The sequence below is a fragment of the Pseudomonas sp. WSY_20 genome (assembly GCF_043104335.1).
Lineage (GTDB): Bacteria > Pseudomonadota > Gammaproteobacteria > Pseudomonadales > Pseudomonadaceae > Aquipseudomonas > Aquipseudomonas parafulva_B.
In genome coordinates, this window is record NZ_JBICKP010000014.1 from 147,688 (window position 1) to 168,053 (window position 20,366).

Annotated in this window: 18 protein-coding genes; 14 read left to right on the forward strand and 4 right to left on the reverse strand. The window is 63.5% G+C overall.

Annotated elements, in window-relative coordinates; translation table 11 throughout:
• Nucleotides 1-64: 64 nt before the first annotated feature.
• The 3 genes from ACF8E5_RS02845 to gap all read right to left on the reverse strand — a co-directional run bounded on the left by ACF8E5_RS02845 (nucleotide 65) and on the right by gap (nucleotide 2,827).
• Nucleotides 65-1,027, reverse strand: a complete 963-nt coding sequence (locus ACF8E5_RS02845) for a FecR family protein (RefSeq protein ID WP_392474883.1) — start codon at nucleotides 1,025-1,027, stop codon at nucleotides 65-67.
• A gap of 79 nt (nucleotides 1,028-1,106) precedes the next feature.
• Complete coding sequence (locus ACF8E5_RS02850) at nucleotides 1,107-1,622, reverse strand: RNA polymerase sigma factor (RefSeq protein WP_058637535.1); 516 nt, start codon at nucleotides 1,620-1,622, stop codon at nucleotides 1,107-1,109.
• Nucleotides 1,623-1,825: 203 nt separating this feature from the next.
• On the reverse strand, nucleotides 1,826-2,827 hold the full coding sequence (gene gap, locus ACF8E5_RS02855) for a type I glyceraldehyde-3-phosphate dehydrogenase (protein WP_027913781.1): 1,002 nt from the start codon (nucleotides 2,825-2,827) through the stop codon (nucleotides 1,826-1,828).
• Nucleotides 2,828-3,090: 263 nt separating this feature from the next.
• On the opposite strand from gap, the gene edd reads away from it, so the two are divergent.
• The 11 genes from edd to ACF8E5_RS02910 all read left to right on the forward strand — a co-directional run bounded on the left by edd (nucleotide 3,091) and on the right by ACF8E5_RS02910 (nucleotide 16,379).
• Nucleotides 3,091-4,917: a phosphogluconate dehydratase gene (gene edd / locus ACF8E5_RS02860; protein ID WP_078479032.1), complete on the forward strand. Its 1,827-nt coding sequence runs from the start codon at nucleotides 3,091-3,093 to the stop codon at nucleotides 4,915-4,917.
• A complete protein-coding gene (locus ACF8E5_RS02865; protein WP_058637538.1) occupies nucleotides 4,914-5,876 on the forward strand; it encodes a glucokinase in 963 nt (320 codons plus the stop codon). Before edd ends, ACF8E5_RS02865 begins: the two co-directional genes overlap by 4 nt.
• Nucleotides 5,877-5,947: 71 nt before the next feature.
• On the forward strand, nucleotides 5,948-6,673 hold the full coding sequence (gene gltR / locus ACF8E5_RS02870) for a two-component system response regulator GltR (protein ID WP_058604449.1): 726 nt from the start codon (nucleotides 5,948-5,950) through the stop codon (nucleotides 6,671-6,673).
• Nucleotides 6,654-8,108: an ATP-binding protein gene (locus ACF8E5_RS02875; protein WP_058637539.1), complete on the forward strand. Its 1,455-nt coding sequence runs from the start codon at nucleotides 6,654-6,656 to the stop codon at nucleotides 8,106-8,108. Before gltR ends, ACF8E5_RS02875 begins: the two co-directional genes overlap by 20 nt.
• Before the next feature lie 141 nt (nucleotides 8,109-8,249).
• Nucleotides 8,250-9,500 carry an AGE family epimerase/isomerase gene (locus tag ACF8E5_RS02880; RefSeq protein WP_196127363.1) on the forward strand — a complete coding sequence of 417 codons (1,251 nt, stop codon included), beginning with the start codon at nucleotides 8,250-8,252 and terminating at the stop codon, nucleotides 9,498-9,500.
• A gap of 103 nt (nucleotides 9,501-9,603) precedes the next feature.
• Nucleotides 9,604-10,890, forward strand: coding sequence for an ABC transporter substrate-binding protein (locus ACF8E5_RS02885; protein WP_058637541.1), 1,287 nt, complete (start codon nucleotides 9,604-9,606; stop codon nucleotides 10,888-10,890).
• 220 nt (nucleotides 10,891-11,110) lie between these two features.
• Nucleotides 11,111-12,019: a carbohydrate ABC transporter permease gene (locus tag ACF8E5_RS02890; protein ID WP_058637542.1), complete on the forward strand. Its 909-nt coding sequence runs from the start codon at nucleotides 11,111-11,113 to the stop codon at nucleotides 12,017-12,019.
• Nucleotides 12,012-12,857 carry a carbohydrate ABC transporter permease gene (locus ACF8E5_RS02895; RefSeq protein WP_197843994.1) on the forward strand — a complete coding sequence of 282 codons (846 nt, stop codon included), beginning with the start codon at nucleotides 12,012-12,014 and terminating at the stop codon, nucleotides 12,855-12,857. Before ACF8E5_RS02890 ends, ACF8E5_RS02895 begins: the two co-directional genes overlap by 8 nt.
• 3 nt (nucleotides 12,858-12,860) lie before the next feature.
• Nucleotides 12,861-14,015, forward strand: a complete 1,155-nt coding sequence (locus ACF8E5_RS02900) for an ABC transporter ATP-binding protein (protein ID WP_058604455.1) — start codon at nucleotides 12,861-12,863, stop codon at nucleotides 14,013-14,015.
• Nucleotides 14,016-14,115: 100 nt separating this feature from the next.
• On the forward strand, nucleotides 14,116-15,408 hold the full coding sequence (locus ACF8E5_RS02905) for a carbohydrate porin (protein WP_230375235.1): 1,293 nt from the start codon (nucleotides 14,116-14,118) through the stop codon (nucleotides 15,406-15,408).
• A gap of 116 nt (nucleotides 15,409-15,524) precedes the next feature.
• Complete coding sequence (locus tag ACF8E5_RS02910) at nucleotides 15,525-16,379, forward strand: D-hexose-6-phosphate mutarotase (protein ID WP_058637544.1); 855 nt, start codon at nucleotides 15,525-15,527, stop codon at nucleotides 16,377-16,379.
• On the opposite strand, the gene hexR is transcribed toward ACF8E5_RS02910, so the two are convergent.
• On the reverse strand, nucleotides 16,372-17,235 hold the full coding sequence (gene hexR, locus ACF8E5_RS02915) for a DNA-binding transcriptional regulator HexR (RefSeq protein ID WP_178091267.1): 864 nt from the start codon (nucleotides 17,233-17,235) through the stop codon (nucleotides 16,372-16,374). The genes ACF8E5_RS02910 and hexR overlap by 8 nt on opposite strands.
• 211 nt (nucleotides 17,236-17,446) lie before the next feature.
• Here hexR and zwf point away from each other — a divergent pair, with 211 nt between their 5' ends.
• From zwf to ACF8E5_RS02930, 3 genes are read left to right on the forward strand one after another with little or no spacing between them, the layout of a single operon-like run.
• Nucleotides 17,447-18,916, forward strand: coding sequence for a glucose-6-phosphate dehydrogenase (zwf, locus tag ACF8E5_RS02920; RefSeq protein ID WP_058637545.1), 1,470 nt, complete (start codon nucleotides 17,447-17,449; stop codon nucleotides 18,914-18,916).
• The gene (pgl, locus tag ACF8E5_RS02925; RefSeq protein ID WP_058637546.1) at nucleotides 18,888-19,628 is read left to right on the forward strand and encodes a 6-phosphogluconolactonase; all 741 of its coding nucleotides are present in this window, start codon (nucleotides 18,888-18,890) and stop codon (nucleotides 19,626-19,628) included. The genes zwf and pgl overlap by 29 nt, the downstream gene beginning before the upstream one ends.
• Nucleotides 19,629-19,645: 17 nt before the next feature.
• Nucleotides 19,646-20,326 (forward strand): bifunctional 4-hydroxy-2-oxoglutarate aldolase/2-dehydro-3-deoxy-phosphogluconate aldolase, encoded by a 681-nt coding sequence (locus tag ACF8E5_RS02930; RefSeq protein ID WP_058637547.1) that lies wholly within the window; start codon nucleotides 19,646-19,648, stop codon nucleotides 20,324-20,326.
• Nucleotides 20,327-20,366 lie beyond the last annotated feature (40 nt).

The window sequence follows — 20,366 nt, forward strand, 5'->3', positions numbered from 1 at the left end:
CGTAAAAATAAATCGCCTGCGCCCAGCTGGGCGTGTGGCGCGCTGCCGTGTGTGGACAGGCGCCTTAGTTCAGGATGACCAGCGCCGGATACTCATGCAGTTGTGCCGAGGTGATGTGGGCCAACGCACGTAGCGCCTCAAGCGGCTGGTCAAGGCGGTAGTTGCCGGTGACGGCGATCTTCTCCAGCCGCTCATTGCGATTGATGATCCAGCCGGGGTAATAGCGGCGCAGCTCGGCCAGCACCTGGCTCAAGGGGCAGTTTTCGAAGACCAGGCGCCCATCGACCCAGGCCAGGTCCTTGCGCATGTCCAGTTGCCTGCGTGCACCGAACCCGTCGGGCCCGACGCGAATACTCTCGCCGGCCTGCAAACGGATACGCTGATCGCGACCTCCTTGTACGTCGACGTCGCCGCGCTGCACCTTGACCCAAGCTTGGCCATCGAGCAGGCGGACGGCAAAATCAGTGTCGCGTGCCTGGGCGCGCAGAGGCCCGGCTTGCACCTCAAGCGGGGCCGGCGCGCCCTTGGGGACCTGGAAGTATGCCTCGCCTTGCAGCAGGCGGGCGACCTGTTGCCCGTCGCTGCGCTCGCTGGCAAACGCTGATTGGGTATTGAGCAGCACCCGGGCATCGCCCTGCAGTTCCACCCGGTGACGTTCACCCACGACCGTCAGGTGATCAGCTTGTAGGCGCACTGGCACGTTGCCGAACATGAACAGGCCTACCAGCAGCGCGGCGGCGGTGGCCAGTGGTTTCCAATGGCGACGCAGACGACCGGCGCGAGGGCGCGGTGTATGGCCCTGCAGCTGTGCAGCGGCCTGCTTGAGCGCTGCGCCGTTCCACAAGGCCTCGGCCTGCACGAACGCTTCAGCATTCTCAGGATTGGCGTGCAGCCAGGTTTCGAAGGCAAGGTGGTCGGCAGGCTCGGCGGTTTCAAGACGCACCAGCCACGCCAAGGCCTCGTCCGTGGCGCGACGACGCGCATCGGGCGTGGCAGGTGATGGAGGATGTTCGGGGCTGTCGGTCACGGTGAATCCTTGAGCGGGCGTGCGCAGATGATCAGGGCGCTGGCGTGATGTGGCAAGCAGGCCTCATCGCGGCGGCCCGTCAATCGTCCAGGCGCTGGGCAACACCCAGGCAGATACCCATGATCAACTTCAGTTCCTTTTGCACCGTGCTCGCAGAAACCCCCAGCTGCTGGGCGATTTCAAGATAGGTGGCGCCGTGCAGCCGGCTTAGCGTGAAGATCCTTTGCTGGCGCTGGGTCAGTTGCTTCAGGCTTTCGCTCAGGTGACGGAGCAGGTGCTCGGCATGCGCAGCCTCTTCGTTGCTGCTGGCGGGCACGGCGACATTGTTTACCACCTCGTCAGAGACGTCTTCGACCAGGGTTCGGGCCTGTACGCGGCGGGCACGCAAATGGTCGAGCGCAAGATTGCGCGCGGTCTGAAAGACGAAAGGTTCGATGTGCTGGACCGAACGCTCGCCCAGTGCGCGTGAGACGCGCAGGTAGGTTTCCTGGAGCAGGTCTTCGGCGGTACAACGGTTGCCGACCATGCGCTGGAGCGTGCGCAGCAAGATGGGCCTCTGGCTGAGGAATACGGAATTGAACCGGGACTGACTCACGGAGCGACCTGACCTGACAAGCGGCCAATGATAATGCTTATCATCCCTGCTTGAGGTCAAGCTGCACTATGTAGGCAAATCGTAACGGCGCCGCGGGTCTCGCCGAAGCCGCGAAGCGGCTACGACGATACGGGCTATATACCCCAGCATTGAGTGCCAGCCGTGTGGCCCATTCCAGTGGCCAGCGCGTGCTGGCACAGCCGTTACTGCGCGCGGCAGAGCGCCAGGCAGTTGTCCAGCATGCGGTTGGAGAAGCCCCACTCGTTGTCGTACCAGGCCAGCACCTTGAGCATGCGCCCATTGGCCCGCGTGTGATTGGCATCGAAGATCGACGACAGCGGGTTGTGGTTGAAGTCGCACGAGACCAGGGGCAGGGCGTTGTAGCCCAGTACCCGCGAATGCTTGCTGGCCTCCAGGAACAGCTGGTTGACCTGTTCGGCCGTGGCTTCGCGCTTGAGGTTGACGGTGAGGTCCACCAGCGACACGTTGATCACCGGTACCCGCACGGCCATGCCGGTGAGCTTGCCAGCCAGTTCCGGCAATACCAGGCCCACGGCTTCGGCGGCGCCGGTCTTGCTCGGGATCATCGACTGGGTGGCCGAACGGGCGCGATAAGGGTCGCTGTGGTACACGTCGGTCAGCACCTGGTCGTTGGTGTAGGCGTGGATGGTGGTCATCAGGCCTTGCTCGATACCGAACTCGCGGTGCAGCACCTGGGCAATGGGCGCCAGGCAGTTGGTGGTGCAGGAAGCGTTGGAGATGACCTGGTGCGAGGCGCGCAGCACGTCGTGGTTGACGCCATACACCACGGTGGCATCAGCGCCCTTGGCTGGCGCCGAGACGATCACCTTGCCTGCGCCGGCGGCGATGTGCGCAGCAGCCTTGTCGCGCTCGGTGAACAGCCCCGTACATTCGAAGACCACATCGATCGCCAGGGCTTTCCAGGGCAGTTCAGCCGGGTTGCGAATGGCGCTGACCGCGATGCGGTCGCCGTTGACGGTGAGGCTTTCGTGGTCGGCTTCGACGCTGGCCTCGAAGGTGCCGTGCACGCTGTCGTACTTGAGCAGGTGGGCGTTCATGGTGCTGTCGCCCAGGTCGTTGATGGCGACGACCTGCATGTCCTGGCGGTAGCCCTGGGTATAGAGTGCGCGCAGGACATTGCGCCCGATGCGGCCGAATCCGTTGATGGCGATGCGAAGGGTCATGGCGATACCTCTGGCAGTCCGAGTCAAACCTGTGGCACAAAGGTGCTTCACTGAAACGGTTTTGTTGTTGGAATTACAAGATTATTCAGTTGCAGATAGAAAACAAGCCTTTTTAGTGGCAGTATTTTGTTTAAACCTACAACGAGCGGTTCGATCGTGAGCCTTCCGAAGCAGTGCGCGCCTGTCCCTTTGAGCCTAGGCGGCAATCGGCAGGGCACGGTCACTTGGTAAACCGCCCTTACAATTAGCCTGGAGTCCAGTACATGCACCCGCGCATCCTTGAGGTCACCCAACGGCTGGTCGAGCGTAGTCGCGCCACCCGCGAACGCTACCTGCAGCTGATCCGCGGGGCCGCCAGCGAGGGCCCGATGCGTGCCAGCCTGCAATGCGCCAACTTCGCCCATGGCGTGGCCGGTTGCGGCAGCGAGGACAAACAGACCTTGCGCCTGATGAACGCGGCCAACGTGGCCATCGTCTCGGCCTACAACGACATGCTGTCGGCCCATCAGCCCTACCTGCATTTTCCCGAACAGATCAAGCGTGCCTTGCGCGAAGTCGGCTCGGTGGGCCAGTTCGCTGGCGGTGTGCCGGCCATGTGCGATGGCGTCACCCAGGGCGAGCCGGGCATGGAACTGGCCATCGCCAGCCGTGAAGTGATCGCCATGTCCACTGCCGTGGCGTTGTCCCACAACATGTTCGATGCGGCCCTGATGCTGGGCATTTGCGACAAGATCGTGCCAGGCCTGATGATGGGGGCCTTGCGCTTTGGCCACTTGCCCACGGTGTTCGTACCGGGCGGGCCGATGGTCTCGGGTATTTCCAACAAGCAGAAAGCCGATGTGCGCCAGCGTTATGCCGAAGGCAAGGCCAGCCGGGAGGAACTGCTGGAATCGGAAATGCAGTCCTACCACGGCCCTGGCACCTGCACCTTCTACGGCACGGCCAACACCAACCAGCTGGTGATGGAAGTGATGGGGCTGCACCTGCCGGGTGCCTCCTTCGTCAACCCCTACACGCCGCTGCGCGACGCACTGACCGCCGAGGCTGCACAACAGGTCACGCGCATGACGAAGGCCAGCGGCACCTTCATGCCCCTGGGCGAGATCGTCGACGAGAAGGCGCTGGTCAACTCGATCGTGGCCCTGCATGCCACAGGCGGCTCCACCAACCATACCCTGCACATTCCGGCCATCGCCCAGGCCGCCGGTATCCAACTGACCTGGCAGGACATGGCCGATCTGTCCGACGTGGTGCCGACCCTGTCCCACGTCTACCCCAACGGCAAGGCCGACATCAACCACTTCCAGGCCGCCGGCGGCATGGCCTTCCTGATCCGCGAGCTGCTCGATGCCGGCTTGCTGCACGAGGACGTCAACACCGTCGCCGGCCGCGGCCTGCGTCGTTATACCCAGGAGCCGTTCCTGGAGGACGGCAAGCTGGTCTGGCGCGAAGGGCCGCAGCAGAGCCTGGACGAAAGCATCCTGCGGCCCGTGGCGCGGCCATTCTCCGCCGAAGGTGGATTGCGGGTGATGGAAGGCAACCTGGGGCGTGGCGTGATGAAAGTCTCCGCCGTGGCACCGGAGCACCGTGTGGTCGAGGCGCCGGCGCGCATCTTCCACGATCAGCAGTCATTGGCCGATGCCTTCAAGGCAGGCGAGCTGGAGCGGGACTTCGTCGCGGTGGTGCGCTTCCAGGGCCCGCGCTGCAACGGCATGCCTGAACTGCACAAACTCACCCCATTCCTTGGCGTGTTGCAGGATCGCGGTTACAAGGTAGCCCTGGTGACCGATGGGCGCATGTCCGGTGCATCGGGCAAGATACCCGCCGCCATTCATGTGTGCCCCGAAGCCTATGATGGCGGCCCGCTGGCACGGCTGCGCGATGGTGATATCGTGCGGGTCGATGGCGCTGAAGGTACGTTGCGGGTGATGGTACCGGCCGACGAGCTGGCCCAGCGTGACCTGGCGACCGCGCCCCAGGGCAATGACCTGGGTTGCGGGCGCGAGCTGTTCGGTTTCATGCGCATGGCGTTCAGCCCGGCAGAGCAGGGCGCCAGCGCCTTTACCTCTGCCCTGGAGAACCTGAAATGAATGACCTGCTGGTTGGCGACATCGGCGGCACCAATGCCCGTTTTGCGTTATGGCGTGACAACCAGCTGCACGAGGTGAAGGTTTTCGCCACCGAGGACTACACAAGCCCCGAACAGGCCATCGAGGCGTATCTAGAAGCCCTGGCCATCCCCCGTGGTGGTATAGCCGCCGCTTGCCTGGCCGTAGCCGGCCCGGTCGATGGCGATGAGTTTCGCTTCACCAACAACCACTGGCGCCTGAGCCGGACCGCCTTTTGCCAGCGGTTACAGATCGGGCACCTGTTGCTGATCAATGACTTCACCGCAATGGCCCTTGGCATGACCCGCCTGCGCGAAGGTGAGTTTCGGGAAGTATGCCCAGGGCAGGCCGATCCGCTGCGCCCGGCGCTGGTCATCGGCCCGGGTACAGGCCTGGGTGTCGGCTCGCTGTTGCGCCTGGGGGGCAAGCACTGGCATGCCTTGCCAGGCGAGGGCGGGCACGTCGATCTGCCCGTGGGCAATGCCCGGGAGGCGGCGATCCATCAGTACATCCATGGCCAGATCGGCCATGTCAGTGCCGAGACGGTGCTCAGCGGCGGCGGGCTGGTGCGCCTGTATCAGGCCATCTGCGCCCTGGATGGCGAGACCCCGCGGCACACCTCACCGGCGCAGATCACCGATGCAGCCCTGGGCGGCGAGCCGCGGGCGCGAGCGGTTATCGAGCAGTTCTGCCGGTTCCTGGGGCGGGTGGCGGGCAACAACGTGCTTACCCTGGGCGCGCGCGGTGGGGTATATATCGTCGGCGGCGTGATCCCGCGTTTTGCCGAGCTGTTCCTGCGCAGCGGTTTCACCGCCAGCTTCGGCGACAAAGGCTGCATGAGCGGTTACTTCGAAGGCGTGCCCGTGTGGCTGGTGACGGCCGAGTTTTCCGGGCTGCTGGGCGCTGGTGTGGCCTTGCAGCAAGCCCTGGATCAAGGTTAACCGCCTGGGCACCCTGCAAGGCGACACAGGTCAGCGGGCAACAAGACCCGCCAGCACAAAAGGACATACCCTTGAGCACTGCCGGCAAATCCATCCTGATGGTTGACGACGATCAGGAAATTCGCGAATTGTTGCAAACCTACCTCAGCCGTTCGGGCTTTCAGGTCAATGCCCAGGCCGATGGTGCCGGGTTTCGTCATGCCCTTGACACCACAGCGTGTGACCTGGTGATCCTGGACGTCATGCTGCCGGACGAGGACGGTTTCAGCCTGTGCCGCTGGGTACGCCAGCACCCGCGCCAGGCGAGGGTACCCATCATCATGTTGACGGCAAGCTCGGACGAGACCGATCGGGTCATCGGGCTTGAGCTTGGCGCCGATGACTACCTGGGCAAGCCGTTCAGCCCGCGCGAGCTGCAGGCCCGCATCAAAGCCTTGCTACGCCGCGCCGAGTTCGGGCAGGCAGCGCCGGGCGGGGCGGTGCTGGCATTCGACGACTGGCGGCTCGACACGGTCAGCCATCGCCTGTTCCACCGCGATGGAGAGGAGGTGATTCTTTCGGGTGCGGACTTTGCGCTGCTCAAGCTATTCTTGGACCACCCCCAGCAGATTCTCGACCGCGATACCATCGGCAACGCCACCCGAGGGCGAGAGCCGATGCCACTGGACCGCATCGTGGACATGGCCGTCAGCCGTCTGCGCCAGCGCTTGCGCGACACCGAAAAGCCACCCCGGCTGATCCGCACCGTGCGCGGCAGCGGCTACCTGCTGGCGACCCATGTCTGCACTGCACCCTGAGCGGCGCTGGCGCCTGCTGCCACGCTCGCTGCTGGGGCGCATGCTGCTGCTGACCTTGCTGGTGGTTCTGCTGGCGCAAGGATTGTCGAGCATCATCTGGGTGGCCCAGCTGCGCGCCAGCCAGTTGCAAGGGCTGCGTGCCAGTGCCAGCAGCCTGGCCCACTCCATGAGCGCCAGCGTCAGTTACTTTCGTTCACTGCCCGTGGCTTACCGGCCGATGGTGCTCGACCAGTTGCGCAGCATGGGGGGCACGCGGTTTTTTGTTTCGCTGAACGCCAAGCCGTTGGATATGCAGGTACTGCCTGTCACGCCGCGCAAGCAGGCCGTGGTGGAGGTGTTCCAGCAGGTGCTGCATGAGCGTCTCGGGCCGCAGATGGACATCTCCGTCGAATTCGTCGACCCCGATGAACTGCGCATCTTCAACAGTGGGCTCAAGCTCGACGAGCTGCCAAGGTCATGGGCGCATTACTCACTCACCCTCGAACCGCTCAACCCGCCGGTGCTGGTCACCCAGATTCGTCTGGCCGAAGGCGAATGGCTGTACATCGCCTCGTTGTTGCCCGAGCCCTACACCAGCTTGGAAGCCGAGCGTCTGCCGCGTCAGCAGATCGGCTTCATCGTCCTGACCACGGCATTGTTGTTGCTGTTCATCGGGCTGCTGGTGCATTGGCAGAGCTGGCCGCTCAAGCGCCTGGCCCGTGCAGCGCGCGAGCTGTCACTGGGCGCCGATGTAGCGCCAGTGGCCGAAGGCGGCGGCAGCGAGGTGGTGGAGGTGGGCCGGGCCTTCAACAGCATGCGCGAACGCATCAGCCGTTACCTCACCGAGCGTAGCCAACTGTTCAGCGCCATCTCCCATGATCTGCGCACACCCATCACCCGGCTTCGCCTGCGTGTCGAGCTGCTTGAAGACGAACACCTGCAAGCCAAGTTCAGCCAGGACCTGGACGAACTGGAGCTGTTGGTAAAGGGCGCGCTGCAATGCGTGAAGGACACCGACATTCACGAGAACATCGAGCCGGTGGACCTCAATCAGGTCCTCGAACTGCTGGCTGAGCCGTACCTGCGAGACGGTCGAATCACCCTCGAAGGGCATGCCCTGGCGCCGTATCCAGGCAAGCCGCTGGCATTGCGGCGCTGCATCGGCAACCTGATCGACAACGCCATCAAGTACGGCGAGCGGGCGCGGCTGCGCATCATCGACGGTGCGGCAGGCTTCGTGCTGCAGGTCGATGATCAAGGGCCGGGGGTGCCGCAACAGCAGATGGAGCAGGTGTTCGAGCCCCATGTGCGGCTGGCTGGTCATCAGCAAGGCTACGGGCTGGGGTTGGGCATTGCCCGCAATATCGCCCACAGCCACGGCGGCGAGGTCAGCCTGCTCAACCTGCGCGAAGGCGGCTTGCGGGTGACCTTGTACCTGCCACGGGGCGTGGATTGACGCACCTGCACGCGTTGAACGTGCAACTGCGCGCAGATGGTCGAACGTCACAGGCACGTGACAATCATACCCGCGTTCGTGACATCCCCCGTGGCCTGGCTGGCTAGAATCGCCACACGACTGGCAAGGACCTCGCTGGCGATGAACAATGATCTTTCTTCACAGGTGTCCTGGCTCCAAGCGCCTGGGCACACTGCATGGCGCCTGGCCGAGGGGCAGCGGTTACTGGCCTTCGCCAGGGCTGCAAAGCTGGCAGAAGGGTTTGGTGACCTGGATGCGGCAGGCAGGCTTGCCGATGATGCAAGCGCCCAGACCCTGACCACTGCCCGGATGACCCACTGTTTCGCCCTGGCTCACCTTCAGGGCATACCGGGCTGTCTGGGGCTGGCTGCCCACGGTGTGACTGCCCTGCGTGGCCCCCTGAGGGATGCGCGCTACGGCGGCTGGTTTGCCAAGGCGGGCGGCTGCGAGGGAAGCGGCAAGGCAGCGTATCTGCATGCTTTCGTCGCCTTGGCGGCCAGCTCCGCCGTCGTGGCGGGCGTCGAGGGCGCCGAGGCATTGCTGACCGACGCCATCGGCGTCATCGAGCGGCATTTCTGGAGCGAAGAGGAAGGTGCGCTTCGCGAAGCCTATGATCGCGTCTGGCAGACGCCTGAGCCCTACCGCGGCGCCAACAGCAACATGCACGCGACCGAGGCGTTCCTGGCCCTGGCCGATGTAACCGGCAACCCTGTGTGGCTGCAACGCGCCCTGCGCATTGCCGAGCGCATCATCCATACCCACGCCGCTGCCAACGGCTATCGAGTGGTGGAACACTTCGACGTTGCCTGGCAGCCGCTCAAGGATTACAACCAAGCACACCCGGCCGACCACTTTCGCCCCTATGGCACGACGCCAGGGCATGCTTTCGAGTGGGCGAGGCTTTTGCTTCACCTGGAGGCCAGCCTGGCCCACTGCGGGCACGCGCCCCCGCCCTGGCTGGTCGACAGTGCCCGCACCCTGTTCGACACCGCCTGCGAACAGGCGTGGGGCGTTGATGGCCAGCCTGGCCTCGTCTACACCCTTGGCTGGGATGACCGGCCGCGGGTTCGCGCGCGGCTGCACTGGGTTCACGCTGAAGCCTGCGCATGCGCAGCGGCCCTGTTGCAGCGCACGGGGCAGGCGCGCTTCGAGCAGTGGTACCGGCGCTGCTGGGACTTCATATCCGAGCATTTCATCGACCTTGCAGGCGGCAGCTGGCACCACGAACTCGATGTCGACAACCGTCCAGCCGGCACGATCTGGCCCGGCAAGCCCGACCTGTACCATGCCTACCAGGCCCTGGTGCTACCCGGCCTGCCCTTGGCACGCAGCCTGGCGACCGGTGTGGCCTTGAATGTAACCAAACGATGACATTCGCGCATCGCTTCGTTACCTGGCGGTGCGCGCACGCTGTTTAGACTCCATGCAACGCAAGCGCACGACTTGCACGGCATAACAACAATAAGGTGTAGAAATGACTTCCTACCTTCGTCTCGCTGCCGCGATCTCCCTGGCTTCCCTGTTCCCCCTGACTGCGCACGCTGCCGATGCCAAGGGCACCGTCGAAGTGGTGCACTGGTGGACGTCCGGTGGTGAAAAAGCGGCCGTCGATGTGCTCAAGGCCCAGGTCGAGAAAGACGGTTTCACCTGGAAGGACGGGGCCGTGGCCGGCGGTGGCGGCGCTACCGCCATGACCGTGCTCAAAAGCCGAGCGGTGGCTGGCAATCCGCCAGGCGTCGCACAGATCAAAGGCCCCGATATCCAGGACTGGGCCGCGACCGGCCTGCTCGACAGCGACGTGCTCAAGGAGGTGGCCAAGCAGGAAAAGTGGGATGCACTGCTGGACAAGAAAGTCGCCGACACCGTGAAGTACGACGGCGACTATGTAGCCGTTCCCGTCAACATCCACCGTACCAACTGGCTGTGGATCAACCCGGAAGCCTTCAAGAAGGCCGGGATCGACAAGGCGCCCGCCACCCTCGATGAGTTCTATGCCGCTGCCGACAAGCTCAAGGCCGCAGGCATCATCCCGCTCGCCCACGGTGGCCAGCCGTGGCAGGACAGCACGGTCTTTGAAAGCGTCGTGCTGTCGGTGATGGGTGTCGACGGTTACAAGAAAGCCCTGGTCGACCTGGACAACGACGCCCTGACCGGCCCCGACATGATCAGGGCCCTGACCGAACTCAAGCGAGTCGCCACGTACATGGACCCTGATGGCAAAGGCCAGGACTGGAACCTGGAAGCTGCCAAGGTCATCAACGGCAAGGCCGGCATGCAGATCATGGGCGACTGGGCCAAGAGCGAATGGACCTTGGCCAAGAAAACCGCCGGCAAGGACTACCAGTGCGTGCCGTTCCCCGGCACCGAGAAGGCCTTCCTGTACAACATCGATTCGCTGGTGGTGTTCAAGCAGAGCAATGAGGGCACTGCTGCCGGCCAGCAGGATATCGCCCGCAAGGTGCTGGGTGAGGAGTTCCAAAAGGTGTTCAGCACCAACAAGGGCTCGATCCCGGTGCGCAACGACATGCTCGCCGACATGGGCAAGTATGGGTTCGATGCGTGTGCCCAGACCTCGGCCAAGGACTTCCTCGCCGACGCCAAGACCGGCGGGCTGCAACCGAGCATGGCGCACAACATGGCCACGACGCTGGCCGTGCAGGGCGCTTTCTTTGATGTGGTGACCAACTACATCAATGACCCCAAGGCCGATCCGGCTGACGCTGCGAAGAAGCTGGCAGCCGCCATCCGAGCAGCCAAATAGCCCACGGGCGGGCTAATGCGGCCCGGTGCCGGGCGTGCCTGACGGGGCGCTGCGCCATCGGGCCCTGCGTGAAACGCAGGCTTCGGGGGCCTTCGAATTGTGGCTGCGTCAAACTCGCGCAGCCACGCGACACGGCACCACGCAGCGCCCGAGGCGACCTTCAAACCTGAGCAAGACAGTCGCTGCCGCGCCATGCGCAGCAGCGCCTTCGAGGTGAACCATGACCACTACCACCGCCCGTCTGCGGGCCTCTCCCATGGATGCGCTACAGCGCTGGCTGCCCAAGCTGGTGCTGGCGCCGAGCATGTTCATCGTGCTGGTGGGCTTCTACGGCTACATCCTCTGGACCTTCGTGCTGTCCTTCACCACGTCCACATTCCTGCCCACCTACAAATGGGCGGGGCTGGCGCAGTACATGCGTTTGTTCGACAACGACCGCTGGTGGGTGGCGAGCAAGAACCTGCTGGTGTTCGGCGGGCTGTTCATCGCCATCAGCCTGGCGATCGGCGTGTTGCTGGCGGTGCTGCTGGACCAGCGCATTCGTCGCGAGGGGTTCATCCGCACCATCTATCTGTATCCCATGGCCCTGTCGATGATCGTGACCGGCACGGCCTGGAAGTGGCTGCTCAACCCAGGCATGGGGCTGGACAAACTGCTGCGTGACTGGGGCTGGGAGGGCTTTCGCCTGGACTGGCTGCTGGACCCGGACCGGGTGGTGTACTGCCTGGTGATCGCGGCGGTGTGGCAAGCATCGGGGTTCATCATGGCGATGTTCCTCGCCGGCCTGCGGGGCGTCGATCCATCGATCATCCGCGCCGCCCAGATCGACGGTGCCAGCCTGCCGCGCATCTACTGGCGCGTGGTGCTGCCCAGCTTGCGCCCGGTGTTCTTCAGCTCGGTGATGATCCTTTCGCACATTGCCATCAAGAGCTTCGACCTGGTCGCCGCGATGACGGCAGGCGGGCCTGGCTACTCGTCCGACCTGCCGGCGATGTTCATGTATGCCTTTACCTTCAGCCGAGGGCAAATGGGCATGGGCTCGGCCAGTGCCATCCTCATGCTGGGGGCGATCCTGGCCATCCTGGTGCCTTACCTGTATTCGGAGCTGCGGAGCAAACGCCATGCATAGCCCTGTCAACAAACCCGCGCTCAGCCCCAGCCGGCTTGCCATTCATGCCGTGCTGCTGATCGCCGTGGTGCTGTACCTGGTGCCACTGGTGGTCATGCTGCTGACCAGCTTCAAGACCCCCGAGGACATCAGTACCGGCAACCTGCTCAGCTGGCCGACAACGATCACCGCCATTGGCTGGGTCAAGGCCTGGGGCACCGTCAGCGGCTACTTCTGGAACTCGATTCTGATCACCGTGCCTGCGGTGCTGATTTCCACGGCCATTGGCGCGCTCAATGGCTACGTGCTGTCGATGTGGCGCTTTCGTGGCTCGCAGCTGTTCTTCGGTCTGCTGTTGTTCGGCTGCTTCCTGCCGTTCCAGACGGTGCTGCTGCCGGCCTCGTTCACCCTGGGCAAGCTGGGGCTGGCCAGTACCACCACTGGCCTTGTGCTGGTGCATGTGGTCTACGGCCTGGCCTTCACCACACTTTTCTTTCGCAACTTCTACGTCAGCATCCCCGATGCCCTGGTCAAGGCTGCACGGCTTGACGGGGCAGGGTTCTTCACCATCTTCCGGCGCATCATCCTGCCGATGTCCACGCCGATCATCATGGTCTGCCTGATCTGGCAGTTCACCCAGATCTGGAACGACTTCCTATTTGGCGTGGTGTTCTCCAGTGGCGACTCGCAACCGATCACGGTGGCCTTGAACAACCTGGTCAATACCAGCACCGGGGCCAAGGAATACAACGTCGACATGGCCGCTGCGATGATCGCTGGCCTGCCGACCCTGCTGGTGTACGTAGTGGCAGGCAAATATTTCGTGCGCGGGCTCACGGCCGGCGCGGTAAAGGGGTAACTCATGGCAACGCTCGAACTTCGCAACGTGAACAAAACCTACGGTGCCGGGCTGCCGGATACCCTCAAGGACATCCAGCTGTCGATCAAGGACGGTGAGTTCCTGATCCTGGTCGGCCCTTCGGGCTGCGGCAAGTCGACATTGATGAACTGCATCGCTGGCCTCGAGCAGATCACCGGCGGCGCTATTCTGATCGACCAGCAGGACGTCAGCGGCATGAGCCCCAAGGACCGTGACATCGCCATGGTGTTCCAGTCCTATGCGTTGTACCCGACCATGACCGTGCGCGAGAACATCGAATTTGGCCTGAAAATCCGCAAGATGCCCCAGGCCGCCATCGACGAGGAGGTGGCGCGGGTGGCCAAGCTGCTGCAGATCGAGCACCTGCTGGCGCGCAAGCCGGCGCAGCTGTCTGGCGGTCAGCAGCAGCGCGTGGCCATGGGCAGGGCGCTGGCGCGCCGGCCGAAGATCTACCTGTTCGATGAACCCTTGTCCAACCTCGATGCCAAACTGCGGGTCGAGATGCGGACCGAAATGAAACTGATGCACCAGCGCCTGAAAACCACCACTGTCTACGTCACCCATGACCAGATCGAGGCCATGACCCTGGGTGACAAGGTGGCGGTCATGAAGGACGGCATCATCCAGCAGTTCGGTACGCCACAGCAGATCTACAACGACCCGGCCAACCAGTTCGTCGCAAGCTTCATCGGCTCGCCGCCCATGAACTTCGTGCCGGCGCGGCTGGTTGCCCAGGGCGGTCAGCTGCATGCCGTGCTCGACAGTGGCCAGGCACGCTGCGAGCTCCCCCTGCCCGGCGCCGACCTGGGCCTGGAAGGGCGCGAAATCGTCCTGGGCATTCGTCCCGAGCAGATTGCCCTGGGCGCTGAGGGCGGCAACGGCGGGCCAAGCATTCGCGCCCAGGTACAGGTCACCGAGCCCACTGGTCCGGACATGCTGGTGTTCGTGACCCTCAACCAGACCAAAGTGTGCTGCCGACTGGCCCCTGACGTGGCCTGCCAGGTGGGTGACACCCTGGCCCTGCAATTGGACCCGGCGCGGGTGCTGCTGTTCGACGCCCAGAGCGGCGAGCGCCTGCATGCAAACCCTACTGCCTCTACCGTCAAGGACAACATGGCCGCCCTCGGTGGCCGATGAACCGTCTACACCATCAATAAGAAAAAGAGGACGCAACGCAATGGAACAGCGCAATCGTACTACCACCTGGGGCTCACTGGCGTTGCTTGCACCGCTGGCGATGGCCGCCAGCAGTGGCCTGCAGGCTGCCGAAGCTTTCTCCAGCGAGTCGAAATGGATGACCGGTGACTGGGGCGGTACCCGCACCGAGCTGCTGGAAAAAGGCTACGACTTCACCGTCGATTATGTCGGCGAAGTGGCCGGCAACCTTAAGGGTGGCTATAACCACGACAAGACCGCCCGCTACAGCGACCAGTTCGCCCTGGGCGCGCACCTGGACCTGCAGAAGATCTTCGGCTGGCACGATGCCGAATTCAAGCTGGCCATCACCGAGCGAAGCGGTCGCAACCTGTCCAACGACCGCATCAGCGACCCACGCGCCGGGCAGTTCAGTTCGGTGCAAGAAGTGTGGGGGCGTGGCCAGACCTGGCGCCTGACCCAGATGTGGTTCAAGCAGAAGTATTTCGACGGCGCGCTGGACGTGAAATTCGGCCGCTTCGGGCCAGGCGAGGACTTCAACAGTTTCCCCTGTGACTTCCAGAACCTGGCGTTCTGCGGCTCGCAAGTAGGTAACTGGGTGGGTGGCATCTGGTACAACTGGCCCGTCAGCCAGTGGGCAACGCGGGTCAAGTACAACGTCACCCCCGAATTCTATGTACAAGTCGGTGCCTATGAGCAGAACCCGTCCAACCTGGAAACCGGCAATGGCTTCAAGCTGAGCGGCAGCGGCACCAAGGGCGCGATCCTGCCGGTGGAAATGGTCTGGACGCCGAAGCTCAATGGCCTGCCGGGCGAATACCGCCTGGGCTACTACTACAGCACCGCCGATGCCGAGGATGTATACAAGGACGTCAACGGCAACGCCCAGGGGCTCAGTGGTTCGGGCTTCAAATCCCACTCCAGCAAGCATGGCTGGTGGGTGGTGGCGCAACAGCAGGTCACGGCCCAGGCAGGCGACGTCAACCGCGGGCTGAGCCTGTTCGCCAACTTCACGGTGCACGACAAGGCCACCAACGTAGTGGACAACTACCAGCAGGTGGGCATGGTCTACAAAGGTGCCTTCGACGCCCGGCCAAAGGATGACATCGGTTTCGGCATCGCCCGCATCCATGTCAATGACGATGTGCGCAAGCGTGCGCGCCAACTCAACGACATGAGCGGGATCAACGACTACGACAACCCAGGCTTCGTCCCGCTGCAACGTACTGAGTACAACGCCGAGCTGTACTATGGTTTCCACGTCACCAATTGGCTGACCGTGCGGCCGAACCTTCAGTACATCAAGAGCCCCGGCGGCGTGGATGAAGTGGACAATGCCCTGGTGGCGGGCTTGAAGATTCAGTCGTCTTTCTAAGCCCATTTGTTGTAAATTTACGCCAATCCCGTTTGGCGCCCGGCAACCACTGACCTGCAGTGGTTGCCGTGGACAGGCCAAGACAGCGCTATCTCAAACAACAAGAGCCCTGCACCATGCCTGAGCATCCGCTCCATCGCTTCTTCGCCGCACGGCGGCCCCGGCCGACGTTCGAATGGGAGCGCTACCAGCAGCGCGATGTGCTGATCATCGATCACCCTCTGTGCCAGGCGGCGTTCAGTCGCCAGGGCGCGCAGTTGCTGCATTTCCAACCCACAGGTGAGCGGCCCTGGCTGTGGTGCGCCGAACAATGGCCACAGGTGGGCGCCATTCGCGGCGGCGTGCCGGTCTGCTGGCCCTGGTACGGGCGCCATCCCAGCGAAGACCTGTGGCCTGCCCATGGTTGGGCCCGCCTGCTGGACTGGAAGCTGATGGACAGCCATGAAGACGCGCAGGGCGTGGTGCTCAAGTGGCGCCTGGAACTGTGCGACTGGCAGGTCGACCTGGAGGCGCGGCTCGGCAGCCGCATGGAGTTGAGCCTGAGCACCGAGCACCAGGACAGCGAACCGTGCCAGTTGAGTCACGCCTTGTTGGCCTACTGGCGCATCAGTGACGTCTCGGAGGTAGCGCTGTCTGGCCTTGAAGACATCGAGGGGTACGACCACCTCAACCGTCAGGCATGCCGCCAGGAAGGAGCGCTCAAGCCCAAGGGCGGCTGTCAGCGGGTCTATTCAGGCATTCCCGGTGTGCAACTGCATGATCCGGCCTGGCAGCGCCAACTATGTATCGACACCGGCGACAGCGACGACACGGTCGTGTGGCACCCCGGCAGCCGACCGCTACTGGGGGTTACCGGGCGCGAATGCCAGCGTTTCGTGTGTGTGGAGGCCGCCAGCGGCAGCGACGACGGCCTGAGCCTGGCACCGGGGCAGCGCGCGCATCTGAGTCTGCAGGCGCACCGGCTCAGCTGAGTTCGTCGTCCTCGATGGGGTAGCGACTGGCGTTGAGGCTTTCCTTGATCTTGCGCAGGTGTGGCTGGAAATCCACACCCCGGCGCAGGGTCATGCCGGTCGCCAGCACATCGAGCACGGTCAGCTGGATGATGCGCGAGGTCATCGGCATGTAGATATCGGTGTCTTCGGGCAGAGGAATGTGCAGGCTAAGGCTGCAGGCGTTGGCCAGCGGCGACCCGGCCGCTGTCAGACCCAGCACCGAGGCGCCGTTTTCCCTGGCCAGGCGAGCCACTTCCACCAGCTCGCGTGTACGCCCGGTGTAGGAAATGATCACGAACAGGTCGCCGGTATGGGCCACCGACGCCAGCATGCGTTGCATCAGTACGTCGGCGTGCGCTGACACGGCCAGGTTGAAGCGGAAGAACTTGTGCTGGGCATCCAGCGCTACCGGTGCAGAGGCGCCCAGGCCAAAGAAATGAATCTGGCGGGCCTGGATCATCATGTCGACCGCGCGGCTGACCTGCTGGGGGTCGAGCTGCTGGCAGGCACTGTCGAGCGAGGCGATGGCGCTGGCGAAGATCTTCTGGGTGTAGGCCGCCGGATCGTCGTCGGCCTCCACCGCGCGGCTCACGTAGGCCGCGCCGCTGGCCAGGCTCTGCGCCAGTTGCAGTTTCAGCTCTGGGTAACCGCTCACGCCGAAGGAGCGGCAGAAGCGGTTGACGGTCGGTTCGCTGACCTTGGCCGCCTGGGCCAGCGCCGCGATGCTGAAGCGTGTGGCTTGTTGCGGGTTGAGCAGGATGACTTCGGCGACTTTGCGTTCGGCCTTGTTCAGCTCGTCGAGGCGTCCCTGGATTTGTTCCAGGAGGTTTCTCACGCGGTCCATGGGGTGTCCTTGGGTCGGGAAGGCAGCCGGCTGAGGGAGCAGCAGGCCTGTTTACAGGGTCGTCTATCGTACTGGCGGCGCCGGTTGCGCACCACTTGTCTGTCATACATCCGACTAATGTTATGGTTTTTACTACATTTGTCCTTGAAAACCCTAACTGAAAACGGTATTTCTAAATCAACTTTAGGAAAGAACCAACATCATGGCTGCAATCAGTGTCGAACCTTGCACATTTGCCCTGTTTGGCGCCCTGGGCGACTTGGCCTTGCGCAAGCTGTTCCCTGCGCTCTACCAGCTCGACCGCGCCGGGCTATTGCACGCACAGACGCGCCTGCTGGCGCTGGCGCGGGAGGCCGGCAGTGCCCAGGAGCACCTGAATAGCATCGAGGCCCACTTGCGCAAGCATGTGCCCGAGGCTGACATCGAGGCTGCGGCCCTCGAGCGCTTCCTGGCAAGGCTCGATTACCAGCACTTGGATTTTCTGCAGCCAGAAGGCTACCAGGCACTGGCCGCGCAAGTGCCCGACGGGCACCCCCTGATCGCCTATTTCGCCACGGCCGCCGCCGTGTATGGTGCCATCAGCGAAAACCTCGACAAGGTGGGCCTGAGCGAGCGCACCCGTGTAGTGCTGGAAAAGCCGATCGGTCATGACCTTGAGTCTTCACGCCGGGTCAACGATGCCGTGGCGCGATTCTTTCCCGAAAGCCGCGTCTATCGCATCGACCACTACCTGGGCAAGGAGACGGTGCAGAACCTGATCGCCCTGCGCTTTGCCAACAGCCTGTTCGAAACCCAATGGAACCAGAACTCCATCTCCCACGTGGAAATCACGGTGGCGGAGAAGGTGGGTATCGAGGGTCGCTGGGGCTACTTCGACAAGGCCGGTCAGTTGCGCGACATGATCCAGAACCACCTGTTGCAGTTGCTGTGCCTGATTGCCATGGACCCGCCGAGCGAGCTGTCGGCCGACGCCATCCGCGACGAGAAGGTCAAGGTACTCAAGGCGCTGGCCCCGATCACCGGAGACGGGCTGAGCACGCGGGTGGTGCGCGGGCAGTACATTGCCGGCTACAGCGATGGCAAGCCGGTTCCGGGTTACCTTGAAGAAGACAATGCCAATAGCCAGAGCGACACCGAGACCTTCGTCGCCCTGCGCGCCGACATCCGCAACTGGCGCTGGTCGGGTGTGCCTTTCTACTTGCGCACCGGCAAGCGCATGCCGCAAAAGCTGTCGCAGATCGTCATTCACTTCAAGGAAACGCCGCATTACATCTTTGCCCCGGAACAGCGTCTGCAAGTGGGCAACAAGCTGATCATTCGCCTGCAGCCGGACGAAGGTATCTCCTTGCGCGTGATGACCAAGGAGCAAGGCCTGGACAAGGGCATGCAACTGCGCAGTGGCCCGCTGCAACTGAATTTTTCCGACGCCTGGCGTAGCGCGCGGATTCCGGATGCCTATGAACGCTTGCTGCTCGAAGTGATGCGGGGCAACCAGAACCTGTTCGTGCGCAAGGACGAAATCGAGTACGCCTGGAAGTGGTGTGACCAGCTGATTGCCGGTTGGCGCAACACGGGCGACGCCCCCAAGCCCTATGCTGCGGGCAGCTGGGGGCCAATGAGCTCGATTGCATTGATCACCCGCGATGGGAGGGCCTGGTATGGCGACATCTGAAGCATTGTCCGAATTGCAGTTTCCGGCGAGCACCGAGGTGCATCAACTGCCCGATGCCAGCACGTTGGCTGGCACATTGGCCAAGGATGTGAGTGAGCGCCTGCGTGCAGCCATCGACGATAAAGGCCAGGCCTGCGTCGTGCTGTCCGGTGGGCGCAGCCCGGTGCCTTTTCTCGAGCAACTGGCCAAGCAGGACCTGGACTGGAGCAAGGTGACGGTCAGTCTTGCCGATGAGCGCTGGGTGCCGGTGGAGCACGCCGACAGCAATGCCGGTCTGTTGGCTCAGCATCTGCTCAAAGGGCAGGCCGCCAAGGCGCGTTTCATCGGGTTGTACCAGCAGGCGCCTTCGCTGAAAGAGGCCGCCGAAGAAGCTGACCGCGCCCTGGCCGATCTGCCGCCCATCGACGTGCTGGTACTGGGCATGGGTGACGATGGCCACACGGCCTCACTGTTCCCAGCCAGTCCTAACCTGGCCGAGGGCCTGGATCCGAACACGCCTCGCCGTTGCCTACCGCTAATGGCGCCAACCGTTCCCCATCAGCGCCTTTCCATGACCCGAGCGCTGCTGGCCACCGCAGGGTTCACCGCATTGTCCGTGCAAGGGCCAGGCAAACTCGCTACTCTGCGCGCCGCGCTGGCGGATGACGACCTCGCCGAAATGCCCATTCGCGCTTTTCTTCACGCACCCCTGGACATCTACTGGTGCCCATGAGCCAAGGATCCACAGCAATGATCACCCTCGAACGTCCACAGCCCAAGCTCTCGATGGCCGACAAGGCCGCCCGGGTCGACGCCATCTGCGAAGCGGCGCGCATCCTGCCGGTGATCACCATCGCCCGCGAACAGGACATCCTGCCCCTGGCCGACGCCCTGGCGGCCGGCGGCATCCGCACGCTGGAAGTGACCCTGCGTTCACAGCATGGCCTGAAGGCCATTGAAGTGCTGCGTGAGCAGCGCCCCGAGCTGTGCGTAGGCGCCGGGACAGTGCTCGACCGCACCATGTTCGCAGCCGTCGAGGCCGCAGGCGCCCAGTTCGTCGTCACACCCGGCATTACCCAGGATGTGCTGCAAGCGGGCGTGGAGAGCGAGATCCCCTTGCTGCCGGGTATCAGCACCCCATCCGAAATCATGATGGGCTACGCGCTGGGTTACCGCCGTTTCAAGCTGTTCCCCGCCGAAATCAGCGGAGGCGTGGCGGCGATCAAAGCGTTTGCTGGCCCGTTCGGCGACATCCGTTTCTGCCCAACCGGCGGCGTCAACCCGGCCAACGTGCGCAACTACATGGCACTGGCCAATGTGATGTGTGTAGGGGGCACCTGGATGCTCGACAGCAGCTGGATCAAGAATGGCGACTGGGCCCGCATCGAGGCCTGCAGTGCCGAGGCCATGGCGCTGGTGGACGGTCACTGAATTTCGTTGTGTGCTTTACGGCTTTTTGGGCGCTTGGTCG

Bases quoted from the DNA above. Each gene is read 5' to 3' on its own strand.
- gap (WP_027913781.1), bottom strand. From the start codon at position 2,827: ATGACCCTTCGCATCGCCATCAACGGATTCGGCCGCATCGGGCGCAAT.
- edd (WP_078479032.1), top strand. From the start codon at position 3,091: ATGCACCCGCGCATCCTTGAGGTCACCCAACGGCTGGTCGAGCGTAGT.
- ACF8E5_RS02865 (WP_058637538.1), top strand. From the start codon at position 4,914: ATGAATGACCTGCTGGTTGGCGACATCGGCGGCACCAATGCCCGTTTT.
- ACF8E5_RS02875 (WP_058637539.1), top strand. From the start codon at position 6,654: ATGTCTGCACTGCACCCTGAGCGGCGCTGGCGCCTGCTGCCACGCTCG.
- ACF8E5_RS02880 (WP_196127363.1), top strand. From the start codon at position 8,250: ATGAACAATGATCTTTCTTCACAGGTGTCCTGGCTCCAAGCGCCTGGG.
- ACF8E5_RS02885 (WP_058637541.1), top strand. From the start codon at position 9,604: ATGACTTCCTACCTTCGTCTCGCTGCCGCGATCTCCCTGGCTTCCCTG.
- ACF8E5_RS02890 (WP_058637542.1), top strand. From the start codon at position 11,111: ATGACCACTACCACCGCCCGTCTGCGGGCCTCTCCCATGGATGCGCTA.
- ACF8E5_RS02895 (WP_197843994.1), top strand. From the start codon at position 12,012: ATGCATAGCCCTGTCAACAAACCCGCGCTCAGCCCCAGCCGGCTTGCC.
- ACF8E5_RS02900 (WP_058604455.1), top strand. From the start codon at position 12,861: ATGGCAACGCTCGAACTTCGCAACGTGAACAAAACCTACGGTGCCGGG.
- ACF8E5_RS02905 (WP_230375235.1), top strand. From the start codon at position 14,116: ATGGCCGCCAGCAGTGGCCTGCAGGCTGCCGAAGCTTTCTCCAGCGAG.
- ACF8E5_RS02910 (WP_058637544.1), top strand. From the start codon at position 15,525: ATGCCTGAGCATCCGCTCCATCGCTTCTTCGCCGCACGGCGGCCCCGG.
- zwf (WP_058637545.1), top strand. From the start codon at position 17,447: ATGGCTGCAATCAGTGTCGAACCTTGCACATTTGCCCTGTTTGGCGCC.
- pgl (WP_058637546.1), top strand. From the start codon at position 18,888: ATGGGAGGGCCTGGTATGGCGACATCTGAAGCATTGTCCGAATTGCAG.
- ACF8E5_RS02930 (WP_058637547.1), top strand. From the start codon at position 19,646: ATGATCACCCTCGAACGTCCACAGCCCAAGCTCTCGATGGCCGACAAG.